This window comes from Beggiatoa leptomitoformis (genome assembly GCF_001305575.3).
In the GTDB taxonomy this organism is placed as follows: domain Bacteria; phylum Pseudomonadota; class Gammaproteobacteria; order Beggiatoales; family Beggiatoaceae; genus Beggiatoa; species Beggiatoa leptomitoformis.
On the sequence record NZ_CP012373.2, the window covers coordinates 2,649,110 to 2,665,467 of the forward strand.

The 16,358-nt window shown below is 40.0% G+C and carries 12 protein-coding genes; 2 read left to right on the forward strand and 10 right to left on the reverse strand.

Features of this window, described 5'->3' with window-relative positions; genetic code table 11:
* Positions 1-12: 12 nt before the first annotated feature.
* The 8 genes from AL038_RS11105 to AL038_RS11140 all read right to left on the reverse strand — a co-directional run bounded on the left by AL038_RS11105 (position 13) and on the right by AL038_RS11140 (position 12,459).
* Positions 13-1,158, reverse strand: a complete 1,146-nt coding sequence (locus AL038_RS11105) for a response regulator (RefSeq protein WP_336603593.1) — start codon at positions 1,156-1,158, stop codon at positions 13-15.
* 144 nt (positions 1,159-1,302) lie between these two features.
* Positions 1,303-5,241, reverse strand: coding sequence for an ATP-dependent RNA helicase HrpA (gene hrpA / locus AL038_RS11110; RefSeq protein WP_201800078.1), 3,939 nt, complete (start codon positions 5,239-5,241; stop codon positions 1,303-1,305).
* A 321-nt stretch (positions 5,242-5,562) separates the two neighbouring features.
* Positions 5,563-5,820 carry a heavy-metal-associated domain-containing protein gene (locus tag AL038_RS11115; protein WP_062152812.1) on the reverse strand — a complete coding sequence of 86 codons (258 nt, stop codon included), beginning with the start codon at positions 5,818-5,820 and terminating at the stop codon, positions 5,563-5,565.
* Between the two features lie 41 nt (positions 5,821-5,861).
* The gene (locus AL038_RS11120; RefSeq protein ID WP_062152814.1) at positions 5,862-7,655 is read right to left on the reverse strand and encodes a cytochrome c peroxidase; all 1,794 of its coding nucleotides are present in this window, start codon (positions 7,653-7,655) and stop codon (positions 5,862-5,864) included.
* Positions 7,656-7,728: 73 nt separating this feature from the next.
* Positions 7,729-8,004, reverse strand: coding sequence for a hypothetical protein (locus AL038_RS11125; protein WP_062152817.1), 276 nt, complete (start codon positions 8,002-8,004; stop codon positions 7,729-7,731).
* Between the two features lie 10 nt (positions 8,005-8,014).
* Positions 8,015-8,470 (reverse strand): transcription antitermination factor NusB, encoded by a 456-nt coding sequence (gene nusB, locus AL038_RS11130; protein WP_062152819.1) that lies wholly within the window; start codon positions 8,468-8,470, stop codon positions 8,015-8,017.
* Between the two features lie 267 nt (positions 8,471-8,737).
* The gene (locus AL038_RS11135; protein WP_062152821.1) at positions 8,738-11,371 is read right to left on the reverse strand and encodes a sialidase family protein; all 2,634 of its coding nucleotides are present in this window, start codon (positions 11,369-11,371) and stop codon (positions 8,738-8,740) included.
* Between the two features lie 119 nt (positions 11,372-11,490).
* Entirely contained in the window at positions 11,491-12,459 is a 969-nt protein-coding gene (locus AL038_RS11140; RefSeq protein ID WP_062152829.1) for a LysR family transcriptional regulator, read from the reverse strand.
* Positions 12,460-13,143: 684 nt separating this feature from the next.
* Here AL038_RS11140 and AL038_RS11145 point away from each other — a divergent pair.
* Together AL038_RS11145 and queF are read left to right on the forward strand one after the other, a co-directional pair.
* On the forward strand, positions 13,144-14,325 hold the full coding sequence (locus tag AL038_RS11145; protein WP_062152831.1) for an ATP-binding response regulator: 1,182 nt from the start codon (positions 13,144-13,146) through the stop codon (positions 14,323-14,325).
* Between the two features lie 84 nt (positions 14,326-14,409).
* Complete coding sequence (gene queF / locus AL038_RS11150; RefSeq protein ID WP_062152833.1) at positions 14,410-14,799, forward strand: preQ(1) synthase; 390 nt, start codon at positions 14,410-14,412, stop codon at positions 14,797-14,799.
* A 42-nt stretch (positions 14,800-14,841) separates the two neighbouring features.
* On the opposite strand, the gene AL038_RS11155 is transcribed toward queF, so the two are convergent.
* Positions 14,842-15,549 (reverse strand): ABC transporter ATP-binding protein, encoded by a 708-nt coding sequence (locus AL038_RS11155; protein WP_062152834.1) that lies wholly within the window; start codon positions 15,547-15,549, stop codon positions 14,842-14,844.
* Positions 15,546-16,355: an ABC transporter ATP-binding protein gene (locus AL038_RS11160; RefSeq protein WP_145917095.1), complete on the reverse strand. Its 810-nt coding sequence runs from the start codon at positions 16,353-16,355 to the stop codon at positions 15,546-15,548. The genes AL038_RS11155 and AL038_RS11160 overlap by 4 nt, the downstream gene beginning before the upstream one ends.
* Between the last annotated feature and the right edge of the window lie 3 nt (positions 16,356-16,358).

Genomic DNA, 16,358 nt, shown 5'->3' on the forward strand with positions numbered 1-16,358 from the left:
AGTGAGTAAAATTTATAAAAAATCCGTTTCATGAAAAATAGGCAAGGTAAAATAAAATAGGCAACCATCGCCCAATTGACTTTCAACCCCTGCCTTACCGTTTAATTTTTCAACAATTTGTTGCACGATGGATAAACCCAATCCATGTCCTGTTGTGTCCTTATTTAATCGGGCAAAAGGGATAAAGAGCTTTTTCTGGTCTTCAGGACTTAAACCATCGCCATTATCTTTTACAGAAAATTTAATATAATTATCAGATTGTACGCAAGCAGAAATTTTTAAATGCGGTGGACAACCCCCATATTTTAACCCGTTGATTAAATAATTTATCCAAATCTCTTCTACCCACGGCGCGTAGCCAACTGCTAACGGTAAATCTGCGGGATATTCAATAACCCCCTGAAATTCTTTGCGTGTATGCTCTATGCGATGCACGACGGTTTTAATAATTTCGGGCATATCTAAGGGAAGTAGAATTACTTCTGAGGCACTAGACACGCCTGCCAACAATAATAAAGCAGAAATTAAATCCAACATTTGTCTTGCTGATTGACTAACCATTTGCAAATTTTCTACAGAATCTGCATCAATAAGACAATCTTCAGTAAATTTATCATCTAAAATGTCAATTAAACCAATAATGCCGCTCAGTGGATTTTTTAAATCGTGTGCAACTGTTGTTGCAAAGGCTTGTAACTCCATATTTCGTTTTTGCAACTGCTGTTGCAAGCGCACAATATTTAAATGCGTATTAACCCGCGCTAAAACCTCATCATGTTGAAATGGTTTAGTAATATAATCCGCCGCACCTGATTGAAATCCTTTTACTTTATCTATCGTATCGGTTAATGCACTCATAAAAATAATGGGAATATCTTTTGTTTCCTCCTCATTTTTTAAGTGACGACAGGCTTCAAAGCCATCCATACCGGGCATCATGACATCTAATAAAATCAAGTCGGGTTTAGCATATTGTGCGGTTCTAATGCCCTGTTCTCCATCGCGGGCGATTAAAACCTTAAATCCTTCCTCTGCTAAAAAGTGCATTAATAATTTAATGTTATCCATTAAATCATCCACAATTAACAAAGAACCTTTATGTATCTTGATATGCGCATTCATGGTGGTGTCAATAAAGTTACAAAATAACGCCTGCATATTGTTTTAACAGGAACAATGCCATATTAAAGCCCTGCGCCACATTAAACAATAGTTTCTGTAAGACGATTCTACGTTATTCATGTGGTTTTTTTGTCCATATTCACTGTCTTAAAATAGGGGCGAAAAATTCGCCCGCGACAACTATTTCCGTACCAACACTTTACTGGTAATTTCTTCCCACCGCTCACGCGCCCGCTCGATAGAAACAGGACATGCCGTTTTTAATTCCTGCGCAAACAGTGACACACGCAACTCCTCTAATAACCAGCGAAATTCCTGTAAAACAGAATAATGCTCCGTCTGTTTACCATATTGCGCCTGTTGTTGCCAATACGCTTGCCATAACGGTGCAAGTTGTATGGCTTTTTTCACATCTTTATGGGGCGCACTATCCAATCGGTCTAAGCGAATGGCAACGGCTTTTAAATAACGGGGAAATTGTTGCAATTGTGCAAAAGACACTGCACGCACAAAACTGGGGTAAACCAGATGATTTAAATGCTGTTTAATTTCTGGGATACTGTCACCGCCTTGTGATAATTTAGCGATTTTTTGCGACAATACATTATATTCAATCAAGACTTGCAATAAACAACTGGCATAATCATGCACTACTTGCAACAACTGCCGATTACCTGTTTGTAACCGCTCTTCGAAGGCAACACGGGTGCGCGGTAATGGCGCATGTAAAAACACCGTTTCGATAACGGTTAATAAAATATCTTCTTTAAGTTGTTCACAATGACCAATTTTTAAATACTGTAAGCACAATTTTTGGTCTATAGGCAACTGTTTTAACAACTTTTTCGTCGGTAAAACCAATAAAAACAAGCGTTGTAAGCCATGATAAAAAGCCTGTTTTGCTTTATCAGGATGGTCTAACACGTGTAAATCAACATGGGTTTGCTGGTCTATCAAGGTCGGAAAACCTAAAACCTCAATCCCATTTAAACGCAATGTTACCTGCTCGGGCAATTGGTCAAAATCCCAACTGGTTAAGCCTGCGCGCTCAATACCGCTTGCATTCGCGACGGCTTGGCGTGATTCCCCACTCACATGTTCACCCCAGCGTTTTTTTAGGGCGACAACATCCCGCGACATATCCAGCACTTTATTTTGCATATTGACCAATGAAACATTCATTTGCAAATGGGCAGGAACATCGGCACTTTCCCAAATAAATTCTTCAATTTCTGGTGGTTTACTTAATTGCTGACGCAAAAAAGTTGTTAGCGTGCGATATAACGATGGATAACCTTTAGGCGGAATTTCTGGCGTACTTGCAGGTTGTAACACAGTCAAGCGCTGCATAAACGCACGGGCAACATCAGGCACAGGGACAAAATGCTTTCGTAAGGCTTTAGGTAAATTACGAATTAACGCAATTACTTTTTCTTCTAATAACCCCGGTACTAACCACTCAAAAGGCTCAACAGGCAGTTGATTTAAAATCGTACTCGGTACGGTAATTGTCACGCCATCACGTTCATCACCCGGTGCAAAATAATATTGTAAGGGTAAGCTAATCCCATTGATATATAATGTATTAGGAAAGTTTTGTGCGTTCGCACGCTCGCCACTGTGTAACATCACATCATCACGGCTTAAAAACAATAATGCAGGGTCTTGACGCTCGGCTTGTTTTCGCCATTGTTCAAATAATACCCCGTTATGTACCGTCGCGGGAATTTTTGCGTCATAAAAACGAAAAAGCTGTTCTTCATCCACTAAAATATCAAGTCGCCTTGATTTTTGCTCCAGTTTTTCAATATCTTGAATTAAATCTTGATTGTGGATAAAAAACTTCGCATTACAATAATAATCCCCTTGTGCAAGTGCATGACGGATAAAAATTTCTCGGGACATTTGCGGGTCGATATTGCCATAATTAATCCGTCGTTTCAGTACAATAGGCAAACCGTATAAAGTCACTCGCTCAAACGCGGCAACGGTTGCGGGGCGTTTTTCCCAATGCGGTTCAAAATAGCTCCGTTGACATAAATGCCCTGCTAAACTTTCCAGCCATTCAGGTTCAATTTTCGCAACACAACGGGCATATAAACGGGTTGTTTCTACCAGTTCTGCTGCCATTAACCATTTAGGTTGTTTTTTATATAAATGTGAGCCGGGAAAAAGGTAAAGTTTAATCCCACGCGCTCCTAAAAAGTGTTCTTCTGTACTTTTTGTAGCAATATTGCCTAATAAACCTGTTAATAATGCTTGATGAATCGCAATGTAATCAGCTTCTACTTGATTTAACTGCCATTTATTTTCATTCACCATTGCCAATAATTGCGAGTGAATTTCTTGCCATTCACGCCAACGTAGATAAGATACAAAGTGTTCGTGACACAATTTACGAAATTTTGCATTGGATAAATGGCGCGCTTGTTCAGTAAAAAATCGCCATAATTTTAAAAAACTGAGAAAGTCTGAGCGTTCATCTGCAAATTTAGCTTGTGCTTGGTCAGCAGCTTGTTGTGCGTCTAGTGGACGTTCTCGCGGGTCTTGAATGCTTAATGCACTGGCAATAATTAAAACTTCTTCTAAACAACTTCTTTGTTGGGCAGCAATAATCATGCGTCCTAAACGCGGGTCTATGGGCATTTTTGCTAATGTGCGCCCTGTTTGTGTCAATTGTCGCTGATTATCTACCGCGCCTAATTCGTGCAATAACTGAAAACCGTCATTAATCGCCCGCCCATCGGGTGGCTCAATAAAAGGATATTGATTTACATCACCTAGTTTTAACGCCAACATTTGCAAAATGACCGCTGCTAATGAGGTGCGTAAAATTTCAGGGTCGGTAAACGCAGGACGATTATTAAAATCTTCTTCTGCATACAAACGGATACAAATCCCCGCACTAATTCGTCCGCATCGTCCTTTGCGTTGGTTTGCACTGGCTTGTGAAATGGGTTCTATGGGCAAACGTTGGACTTTACTGCGTACACTGTAGCGGCTGATGCGTGCAAATCCTGTATCAATCACGGCACGAATGCGTGGTACGGTGAGCGAGGTTTCTGCAACGTTGGTGGTTAGGACGATACGACGTTTTTCCGCAGGATTAAAAACGCGATTTTGTTCTTCTGCGGATAAACGGGCGTATAGGGGTAAAATGTCGGTGTGTGGAAATTTGTGTTTATGCAGGGCTTCAGTGGTTTCGCGAATTTCGCGCTCACCTGCTAAAAATACTAAAATATCCGCTTGTCGGTCAACAAGGGTGATTTCTTCTACGGCATTAATAATGGCTTGTTGTATATCATGGTCTTGCTCATCTTCGTCGTCACTGATGAGGGGACGATATCGCAGTTCTACAGGAAAGGTTCGCCCTGACACTTCAATAACGGGTGCTTGGTGAAAATAGTGTGAAAAACGCGCCGTATCTATGGTTGCTGAGGTGATAATAACTTTTAAATCAGGACGTTTTGGCAGTAGTTGGCGTAAATAACCGAGTAAAAAGTCAATATTTAAACTGCGTTCATGGGCTTCGTCGATGATAATGGTGTCGTAAGCATCTAAAAAACGGTCATTTTGGGTTTCAGCAAGTAAGATGCCGTCGGTCATGAACTTAATATAACTTTGAGGGCTAACGCGGTCATGAAAACGCACTTGATAGCCAACAGCTTGCCCTAACTCACAATTTAGCTCATTTGCTACCCGTTGCGCGATAGTCCGTGCGGCAATCCGACGCGGTTGGGTGCAACCAATCAATCCTGCAACGCCACGCCCAACACTTAAGCAAATTTTTGGAATTTGTGTGGTTTTGCCTGAGCCTGTTTCTCCTGCAATAATAATAACTTGATTATCTAAAATGGCTTGAGCAATGTCTGCTTGCTTGGCGGTAATGGGTAATTCTTCAGGAAATTGCGGGCGTGGTAGTTGGGTCGCACGGTGTTGACGACGTTGTAATGAGGTTTCTAACTCGCGGATTAATTTTTCTAGCTCTTTGGTATCTAGTTGTTTACCTTGTTTTAATTGTGCTTGTAGGGTTTTGATGCGTTGTTGTAGGCGATGTTGGTCGCAACGCATCACATCATTGGATATTGTCCAGAGGCTTTGTAACTGTTGGGAATTCATGAGGTAACTAATAAAGATAAGGCTGAATAATGAAAGGGATTATAGCTTGTAGGGGCGATTTTATTCGTGCTTTTTTCGTGAGTATTGCGTATTTTTCTCCGTAGCAAAATTCTCAGAGTTGACAAAATTTTTAGTATTATCAATGCGATTGTTTTTATCCCCTTCACATTTAAACCTTTTGATTTAGACAATTCCTGTCTAGCCCCATCAAAAAGATAACTGAATTAAGGCGTGAGGGGTAAACGTATTCGCTAACTTTTTGATTAACGTTAGAATCGGGTGTGTTATGGTGTGAATGCACCTAACACACGCTATGCGGACTTATTTACTGCTAAATAATTCTTTAGCTTTCTGCATGATATTGATTAAACCACTGCTTGCATTTTTTTCGGGATAGCCTAATTCGGCTAGTTTTTGCGTTAATGCTGTCCGTTGTAAGGTGTCGCCTGTTACAGTTACTGTACCTTCAGCGACATCTACCGTAACGGTTTGTACGCCTGTGAGCGGCGCAAGTCCTTCTTGAATTGTTTTTGCACAACCACTGCATTTAATGTTGCTAGCAGAAATAATTTGTTCCATTTTGAATATCCTCTTTTAAAATTAAAAACTATTTCAATCAATTACTCTCTAGGTGCGTGCATTCCATCTTGTACCAATGCGTCCACATTATCACCTGTTAAACTTTCTAAAAAGGCAACTAATGCGTGTTGTTCTTCCGCCGTCAGTTGTAGGGGGTGTATCAGTGGGCTACTAAATTCATGTGGATAACCGCCTTGATTATAGTATGCAATAACTTCTGCTAGGGTACTGAATGAGCCATCGTGCATATAGGGTGCGGTTAGTGCGATATTGCGCAGGGATGGGGTGCGATAGTGCCAACGGTCAGCGGGGTTTTGTGTGACTTCGTAGCGACCTAAATCATTTTGTGGTTTTTCGCTCACGGCTTGTAAAACGCTTTGTTCTACTTCAATAAAAATAGAGGGTGCAATTTGCACAGTCTGTTTTTTAGCGGATTTATGCATACTGTTATACCAACCTAATCCCGTATCATGCAATTGTTGGTCAGTAAATAATGCATAGTCGTGGGCTATTAAATGGCAAGTCGCACAGCCTGCTTTACCTGTAAATAAGGTAAATCCTTGTTGTGCCGTTGTAGATAATGCATTGCTTTGTTTGATAAAATACCAGCGGTCAAAGGGGGAGTTTGCGGATAATAGGGTGCGTTGATAACTGGCAAGTGCTTGTCCTACGGTTTCCATCGTTGCAATTTTATCCGCAAAAGCTTGTTGAAATAATATTTTGTATTCAGGTAATTGGTTTATTTTATCTAGTAAAAATCCAATGGCAGGATTTGCCATTTCATTCTGGGCTAGTAAAGGTGAAAAGGCTTGTGTTTCTAGTTGGGTTTCCCGCCCATCATGGAATAATGTGTGCAAATACGCGACATTGTAGAGGGTTGGTGAATTGCGTCGTACAGTACGCCCTTCTACGCCAACGGCGGTTTTTAATTCGTTTGAAGTAAATCCTTGTTCTGGAATATGACACATGCCGCAAGACATTGTATTATTAAGTGATAATCGTCTGTCATAAAATAGTTTTCGTCCGAGTTCTATTTTTGCCGTTGTGAGCGGATTATCCGCAGGCACTGGTAACGGTGGTAAACCCAAAGGGGGGGATTGTGCGAGTTTTAATAGGGTTAATGGACTATTATTTTTTATGTTTGTTGCTGAAACATAGCGATTATCTTGCGTATTAGCAACAATTTGTTGTTCTTCTAATAATAGGGTTTTAACATCATTAATTAATAAATCAGGGTTTAAAAAGGAAACGCTATAAATATTGCGGATTTGTTGGTGACGGTCAATTAAAAATACTTTTAAAACATGGGTATAAGTGCCTAAAAAATAACCTTTCTCATCATAGTCTTGTGCAACAGTTTGTCCATAACCCGTTAAAATGGGTTGTAATGTATTAAGTGAATCTGTCGTTAAAAATTGCCAATTTGCATCGCTTGCTACCTCAGCCCCTGCGTATAAGCGCATAACCTCGGGGGTATCATGTACGGGGTCAAAACTTAAGGTAAGTAGGCGTAAATTTTTAGCTAACTCAGGGTCTTGATTCATTTTAGCATTGATTTTATGCAGGGTTGCAAAGGCAAGGGGGCAACCATTCACATCATTACATAATGTGTAGATAAAACTGAGTAATACAATTTTTCCTGCTAATAAATTTTGTAATCGTATCGTGTCCCCTGATGCGGTCAATACATTGCCATCTTGTGCGGGCTTTATTGTGGGGAGATGATAGCTTGCAGGTGTCGGCAGTGGGTAGGTTAATTCTGTTGCATAACTTGATGTTATAATAAAATATAAGCAGAGCAAGCAACGGGATAAATGATAAGGGTGTAAAGACATAAATTCCCTCTAATGAGATGGATAGCAATAAAAAAGGACGGTCTTTGCCGTCCTTTTTTATTCTATTACTTATTTAATTATGTTCAATTTGCTTACCGCAATGCACACATTTATTCTGTTGAATGATAGGTGTAAATTCATTTTCTGCCGTTTTCTGTCGAATTTCGGCTTCTGGTAAATGTAATTGACAGTAACGACAGCGTAACATCAGACCTTGTTGTTTAACCGTCGCTTGAGGGGGTGTTTTTTGGGTTGCAATCTGGTGTTTGACACGGGCGATATACCGCCGAATCAAAAACCAAAGAAAAGCTGCAATCGCAGAGTAAATAAGAAAACGAAGTAAACCCATAAGTATCAGGTTACGCAGATTGACGTATGGGATTTTCAACTTGTAGGCGGTGAGCCAATTTATCTAACACACCATTGATATATTTGTGACTTTTATCTGCGCCGAAGCGTTTCGCCAGTTCTACCGATTCATTAATGGCGACACGCCAAGGGATATCTGGGCAGTGGGTTAATTCATAGCTCCCAATCCATAGGATGACTTGTTCTATAGGGTCTAATTGCACGACGGGACGGTCAAGAAAGGCACTGAATTTTTCGTTCAGGTCATTGGTATGTAACGGCACTTCATGGAGTAGTTTACGAAAATAAGGCACATCAACTTTACTCATGTCTTGGTCAACGAGAAATTGTTCTTCGATGCTTAAGACTGGTTGCCCCGTAAATAGCCATTGGTATAAGGCTTGTAACACACGTTCACGCGCTGCGCGACGAGCTTGAGGGGAAATCTTTGGTTTATTTTCGAACATGGTGAGAGGACTCTATTAAAGAACACAAATTCCAAAAAGAAAAGAATCATTATTTTGTGCGAACAAGCGCGACAAAATCCCTTATTCTTCGTCAGTGAATTGTCAATGTAAAACGGCGTAGTGTACGATAGTTATGGGTAATAATTCAATGTATGGACGAAAAAAATTGGGTTGGTCTCACAAAAGAGGGTTGGGAATATACTTTCTTCTCGAATAAAAAAGGCGTTTAACAAAACTTGTTTGTTAAACGCTGTTTGAATTTAAAATTTAATAAAGAAAAACATCAAGAGATGTTTGATTAGTAATAACCGTTCCATCTGCTAAACGATAGCCAAAGAAAATAGATAATCCGCCTGCTGCGATAAATTGCCCTTGATACAAGTTGATGTCATTTTTAGCCTGTAACGTAATACCTTGTTTAAAGGGTATCAGTGTCGATAAAGCATTGGTTGCTTGTTCGTCCCAAACCTGAATGGTATTTTCTCCCAACATAAAATATATGGACTCTTCTCCCCAATACCTCGCGTAAACAACAATATCTGCCGTTTGTCCAACATGTTCAGGTAGCGGCTCAATGCTACCTTGTATCTCTACCGTTGTGGATAAAGGCAATCGGACACCCGCCCCTGCAGTTTCGCAACCATCAAATTGTATTTTCCCCGTTATTACTGCGCCGCTAACGGTGTCCGTTGTCCAGTTGTAAGAACCCAACTGATTTGTGGGCACGTTTGTTGTTGCTGTGTAGCTTGCAAACCCAGTCACATATCCTATCGCATAGAATGTGTTGGTGTCTGTTAAGTCTTTTGCAAAAAAACTTGGACCGTATGATCCTATTGGAGATGTGGCAGGACACCAAAGTTCTCCCACATCATCAGTTTTATAAATCGTAGTACCTGTATTAATGTAGAGAGTACGAGAATTCTCTTGAGTAGTTAGCCAGTCATAATTTGTAATATATGTATTTAATCCATGATTGTTTGCAACCCAATTCATTCCCCCATCAGTGCTTTTAAGGGGATTGATTGAATTATCATCACTAAATGCGTCTCCGAGTCCGAGAAAGAAGGTACGCGGTGTTGTGGGTAATACTTTAAATTTAAGAAAGCTAAATTGATTCGTCAGCAATTCCCATGTTGTGCCATCATCGACACTTTGCATAATGCCCAATCCGTAAACACCCGCATAGAGTGTCTTCGGTGTGATGGGGTCGGGAACTAAGTAAAACTCGCGCTGTTTAAGCAGTGTGTAAAGTGTTGTCCATGTTGCACCATCGTCTGTGCTTTTTAAAATTTGTGGTGTTGTGCGTTTATCCACTTGTTCGGGAAGCGAACCAAAAGGATTAGTGGATTGTGCATCTACGCTGGAGTTATTCCCACTCCCTGTTGGAACAATTGCATACAAAGTTTTAGTGTCGTAAGGAACTGTTTGTAATATCACCTGTTTATCAGTACCGCATTGGTAAAAAATAGCAGGTAATGGATAAAAAACAGCATCTTGTCCCTGTTGTTTAACATATAATGATTTGCAATCTGTGGTGTATCCATAAACTTTGGTAGCTTCTTGAGTCGTGTTTATGGCTTGAAAACGAATGGCAGGATAAAGCAAATCCGTCTTAGTCCATGTTTCTCCTTTATCCGTAATTTGGAATAGTTCGCCACTTGCCATCTGTGCATACGTTGTTGTTGGAGAGCTAAATAGTCCTACTACATGATTTAATCCTAAGCCATTTTTACTAACTTGCCAGTGTTCCCCACCATCAACACTTTTTAAAATATTCTGTCCAGTTACGCCATAGAAACCAGTTGCGACATAGAGAATATTTTCGTCTTCGGGGTCTATAAGTAATTGATAGCGACCAGGTGGGAATAAATCGCTGGTCAATTCTGTCCAATGTGCACCACTGTCGGTGGTTTTATAAAGTTTATCCTCATCAAGAGGTGCACCATTCGTTGAAGCGTCATATTGATATCTGACAATGGCATAGAGTAGCTTTGTACCAGGAACCAGTGTGATCAATCTATAGTTCTGTCTGAAATCGCTTCTATCTGTCTTGAGTGGCGGAATGGGGAGTGTTTCCCATGTATTCCCTGTTGCGGTTGTTTTGAGTAATTTAGGCGATACTGGATCACCTATGTTGATATAAAACGTTGTTGGCGTTGTGGCTACCGCTTGAAATCCATCATTAGACAAGCTTGGATACCATTCTGCTTTGAATGCAGAATGTGCTGTTTCTGTCCATTCTTCCCCAGCATTACTACTGGTGTAGAGTTTACTCATAGTGAGATCAGTATTTTGTTGTCCTAAAATATACAAAGTATTTGGTGAGCTAGGGTCAACCAGTAAGGTTTTAAACATAAAAATACTGTCGGTTTTGGGTTCTGTTAGTGAATAAATCTTATACCACCGTTTTCCACCATCTTGTGAACGATACATAGCATCGTAAATGCGAACATAAATGGTTGCAGGCTGAGTTGGTGCAATTGCCAGAATTTCCCCGCTTTTTTTCCCAAATACAGGTATATTTGGGCTGATTGGAGGTAAAACGAAACCTTCATCAGCAACCACTTTAACCCATTCACCATCTGGACCAACCTGTTTGTAAAACGATTCGTCTGTTTGAGGATTCATACCATACCAAACATCGGCTGTTGGGTCTTTTTTAGTGGATGCCATTGTTTGTATAAAACCATGATAAGGTAGCCAACTTTCCCCTTTATCAATACTTTTATAACTACTTGATAAAATTAGTTTAACAGGTGTTGAGCTGGCATCAATCTCCAGAATACCAGTCCCCCCATCAGGTAGTTTGGGCGTGGTCCACTCATTTTCCCCCGCCCAACTAGACGGTACCACTAGGCAGAATGTGCCAAGTAGCGATAAAACACTTAGATAAAATCGCATAAAATACTCTCATGAAGTTATATAGTTAGGAGTAACTATATACTATAATGAATTTTTTACAATAAAAAAGGCAGATAATTATCTACGATTATCTGCCTTTAAAAACAAAAAATTATGTGCTATTTTGTGACGATGATTGGTGGTGTCTCGGCGATGTGCATTCCTGCTTCAATCAGCGTTTTTTCTGCTTCGGTTAACACATCGCGTGTCCGTGTAATCAGGAAATCTAAAAAAGTTCGGGCGACTAAAGAAAGTTTTTTCTCACTTAAATGCACAATGTACCAGTAACGCATTTGTGGGAAACCTTCCACATCGAGGAGTTTAATAATTCCTGTTGCTAATTCTAAAGTAAGCGTATGTCGTGATAAAACAGAGATACCCAAGCCTGCAATAACGCCTTGTTTAATCGCTTCACTACTGCCTAATTCCATACCCACTTTTAACCCCAGTTCCACGCCTTCAAAATAACGTTCCATTGCTAAACGAGTACCTGACCCCAACTCGCGAACTAGAAAGGTTTCTTGAAGGATGCGCGAAATCGGGATATTTTTCTCGTTTACTAAAGGATGATTAGCGGGTGCAAGCACAACTAGCGGGTTTTCTAAAAATTGATGTGATTGGACATTCAAATGTTCAGGCACTTGCCCCATAATAACCAAATCATCTTCATTATTTGCTAGCCGTTCTAAAATACTATTACGGTTTGTTACATTTAAACGAATATTAACTTCTGGATATTGACGCAAAAAGCGATTAAACAGGTGAGGGGTGAAATATGTTGCTGTTGTCACCACAGCTAGTTTTAATCGACCTTTTATACTACCTTGCAATTCATTTAGCGACATATCAAGCGTTTCAATACGCGAGAAAATATCTTGACAGGCAGCGTATAATTCGCGTCCTGCATCAGTTAAAAAAATGCGTTTCCCAATTTGTTCAAATAAAGGCATTCCAACATGGCCCTCTAATTGCTTTATTTGGATAGAAACGGCTGGTTGTGTTAAACACATTTCTACTGCTGCACGAGTAAAACTCAGATGTTCAGCAACAGATTTAAACAGTGTGAGTTGGCGTAGTGTCATGTTCATAAAATGACTATCACTATTCCATTATTTGTGTTGTAGCAAAAAAACAGGGTATGCATGTAATCCTCCATTTATCCAGCTTTTTTTATGAGTTTTTAATTATACATAAAACTAATTGATATATCGTATAAAAATTATTTACATAAAGAAAGCAAAATTCATCGATAAATAAAAGATATTGAGTTAAAAAATAAGTACTCTTAACATAAATATGATGATGGTATTAGTAACCAGATAAATCATAGGGATTTATTCATTTGTTGATAAAAAAAGCATAGTGTTTTACATTCATAATCTGAATGAAATACTTGTTTTATAGACAATATTACATAGATGATAATGAACAACCTCTTTATATTAAAAGAGTAATTGCAAAGTTGGTTCAAATCACCGTATTATTCATTCACGGTTTGTTGCTTATTGATATAATATTCAGCTACAACGCCGTTTTGTCATAAAATGTTTATCTTAAATAATGGTTTAAATAAAAAAGTATTAATTTGTTTTTTTGAATCACGGCTTTCAAGAAATCAAATAGTTATAAAACTGTCGATGCTTTATTACGTTATCCTTGAATTATGTCGTTCTATGCAACATAAACCATCTATAATACGTAATAAACTAACCCTACTCATTTAATCACTGGATGCTGTTTTTATCAGTCTTAAGAAAATGGATAATGCGTGCATGAATGCGAATGCAGAAGCTCAACACATTGAAACCTCTGAAAAGGGAACATTGCTTATTGTGGACGATACGCCTGCAAATGTGAGCGTGTTGTTCAGTTTTCTGAGTGCTGAGGGATTCAAAGTCTTGGTTGCAAAGGATGGTAAAGGGGGTATTCAACGGGCTGAATACGCTAAGCCAGACTTAATATTACTGGATGTGATGATGCCGGGCATGGATGGTTTTGAAGCCTGTAAAATTCTCAAATCACAAAAAAATACTCAAGATATTCCAATTATTTTCATGACAGCGTTAGCTGATACGGTTGATAAGGTGAAAGGGTTTTCTTTAGGAGCATCAGATTACATTACCAAACCATTTCAACATGAAGAAGTGTTGGCGCGTGTCAATAATCATTTAAATTTCCGTCGTTTACAACAACAATTACAAGCTAGAACCAAAGAGTTGGAACGGCGTAGTATTGAAAACGAACAAGCGCGTGCCGCCGCAGAAGCGGCTAATCGTGCTAAAAGTGCGTTTCTTGCCAACATGAGCCATGAACTACGGACACCGTTAAATGCGATTATTGGTTATACCGATATGCTCCGTGATGATGCGGAAGATATGGGACATCAAGACTTAGTTCCCGATTTAGAAAAAATCCAAACCGCTGCCCAGCAGCTATTGGGCTTAGTCAGTGATGTCCTTGATATTGCTAAAATTGAAGCTGAAAAAATTGAAGTTAAAGCCAGTTGGTTTGATATTGCCAAATTAGTCAACGATGCAGCAACGATTATTCAACCCTCGTTAGATGATAATGAGTTATACATTGAATGCGCTACGGATATCGGCAGTTTATATGCGGATGAAAGCAAGACACAACAGATTTTACTCAATTTGCTAAGTAACGCCGCTAAGTTTACTCATCATGGAAAAATCACCCTAACCGCTGACCGTGACACAGAATGGATAACGTTTACAGTTAAAGATTCAGGCATTGGCATTGCGAAAGAACAATATGAACATATTTTTAAACCCTTTACCCAAATTGACAGTAGCCCAACGCGACAATATGGGGGAACAGGGTTAGGCTTAACGATTTGTCGCCATTTTTGTACGATGATGAATGGAACGATAGAAGTGGACAGTGACGTGGGTAAAGGGAGTTTATTTATCGTGCGCTTACCTGTTGTTTCTAGCTAGATTCATCAATACCGAGCCGTCTTGCTATGCCTCCCCTACCATCCCTATGGTAGAATAAAAAATTTCGTGTAGAGATTGTTTTTCATGTCTATTAAAGCCAGTAAAATCCTAGAAACATTTCCTAATCCAACGACTGACCGTGACTACGTCATTCACATGCGGATGCCAGAATTTACCTGTTTATGTCCTAAAACAGGACAGCCCGATTTTGCAACATTGTTCTTAGAATATATACCTGACCAATTATGTGTAGAACTTAAATCGTTAAAAGGCTACATTTGGTCTTATCGAGACACAGGCGCATTTCACGAAGCCGTGACAAACCAAATTTTGACGGATTTAGTAACTGCTTGCCAACCTCGTTTTATGCGCTTGCGTGCAGAATTTAATGTTCGCGGTGGAATTTATACGGACGTTGTTGTGGAACACCGCGCCCCTCATTGGACACCTCCAACCCCTGTTCATTTACCGTAAACGAGTGTATCGGGGCAAATAAATTCGCCCCGATTTATCAAATCACTGTCCGCCTAAATACGCTGTCCGAATTTCAGGATGCGCTAATAATTCCTGTCCCGTCCCTGTTAGCGTGATGTGTCCGTTAACCAAAACATAGCCCCGATGTGCCAGTTTTAGCGCGTGATAGGCGTTTTGTTCAATTAAAAAAACCGTCACATTTTCTTTTTCATTAATTTCTTTAATCACTTCAAAAATCTGCTTTACAATCAGCGGTGCAAGTCCTAATGAGGGTTCATCCAATAACAATAATTGTGGACGACTCATTAAGGCGCGGGCAATGGCTAACATTTGCTGTTCTCCACCCGACATTGTGCCACCTCGTTGAAACTGTCGTTCTTTTAGGCGTGGAAAAAGGCTAAAAATCCGCTCTAAATCGCTATCAAAATAAGGAGATTCTTGCGCGCCCAATTGTAGATTCTCCATCACCGTCATGCGGGAGAAAATTCGCCGGCCTTCAGGTGCGTGCGCAATGCCTAAACGAATAATTTCATGGGTAGGCAAATAAGTAATATCTTGCTCTTTAAATTTTATCGTTCCTGCAGCCGCACGCGGATTGCCACAAATAGTCATTAATAACGTGGATTTACCCGCACCATTTGCGCCGATTAAAGTAACAATTTCTCCCGCCTGCACGTCTAAATGAATTCCATGTAGCGCGTGAATATTGCCGTAATAAGTATGTACACCCGCAACGCTCAATAAACTCATGCTTGTCCTCCTACCACTTCTTCGCCTAAATAAGCAGCGATAACAACGGGATTTACGCGAATTTCTGCGGGCGTGCCTTGTGCAATTTTGCGTCCGTAGTCCAATACAATAATATGGTCAGAAATATCCATTACGACCTGCATATCATGCTCAATCAATAAGATACCAACATCATGTTGTTGCTTGATAAACAGTAATAACTCACTCAAGGCCAGAGATTCTGACGGGTTTAAACCAGCGGCGGGTTCGTCTAAACAGAGTAATTTAGGACAAGTACACATTGCACGGGCAATTTCTAACTTACGTTGCGCCCCATAAGGCAAACTCCCCGCAGGCGTATCCGCATAATTTAATAAGTCAATCCGTTCTAACCAGTAACAAGCAAGGTCTAACGCAGCCCGTTCAGCCTGTTGATAGCTGCGAAATCCAAATAAGCCTTTAAAAGTAAACCCCGATGCACGCATCAGTTGATTATGTTGCGCAACAATCAAATTTTCTAACACTGACATAGCAGGAAACAAGCGGATATTTTGAAACGTGCGCACAACTCTCGCATCCCGTGTGATTTCAAATCCACGCAGGCGTTCTAGTAGAAAGGATTTTTCTTCATAACAAAGTTTTAGTTGTCCAGCCGTTGGGCTATAAAAACCTGTTAAGCAATTGAACAGCGTCGTTTTACCCGCACCATTTGGACCAATGATTGCGGTGATTTGTTGCGGCTGCGCACGAAAAGAGACATCATCAATGGCAATCAAACCACTAAAACGCATGGTCAGATGTTCAACGCTGAGTAACGTATTCATCATCGT

Coding starts and splice junctions, on each gene's coding strand:
- AL038_RS11155 (WP_062152834.1), bottom strand. CDS start 15,549: ATGAGTTTATTGAGCGTTGCGGGTGTACATACTTATTACGGCAATATT.
- AL038_RS11120 (WP_062152814.1), bottom strand. CDS start 7,655: ATGTCTTTACACCCTTATCATTTATCCCGTTGCTTGCTCTGCTTATAT.
- AL038_RS11135 (WP_062152821.1), bottom strand. CDS start 11,371: ATGCGATTTTATCTAAGTGTTTTATCGCTACTTGGCACATTCTGCCTA.
- AL038_RS11145 (WP_062152831.1), top strand. CDS start 13,144: ATGAATGCGAATGCAGAAGCTCAACACATTGAAACCTCTGAAAAGGGA.
- AL038_RS11140 (WP_062152829.1), bottom strand. CDS start 12,459: ATGAACATGACACTACGCCAACTCACACTGTTTAAATCTGTTGCTGAA.
- nusB (WP_062152819.1), bottom strand. CDS start 8,470: ATGTTCGAAAATAAACCAAAGATTTCCCCTCAAGCTCGTCGCGCAGCG.
- queF (WP_062152833.1), top strand. CDS start 14,410: ATGTCTATTAAAGCCAGTAAAATCCTAGAAACATTTCCTAATCCAACG.
- AL038_RS11115 (WP_062152812.1), bottom strand. CDS start 5,820: ATGGAACAAATTATTTCTGCTAGCAACATTAAATGCAGTGGTTGTGCA.
- AL038_RS11105 (WP_336603593.1), bottom strand. CDS start 1,158: ATGCAGGCGTTATTTTGTAACTTTATTGACACCACCATGAATGCGCAT.
- AL038_RS11160 (WP_145917095.1), bottom strand. CDS start 16,355: ATGATGAATACGTTACTCAGCGTTGAACATCTGACCATGCGTTTTAGT.
- AL038_RS11125 (WP_062152817.1), bottom strand. CDS start 8,004: ATGGGTTTACTTCGTTTTCTTATTTACTCTGCGATTGCAGCTTTTCTT.
- hrpA (WP_201800078.1), bottom strand. CDS start 5,241: ATGAATTCCCAACAGTTACAAAGCCTCTGGACAATATCCAATGATGTG.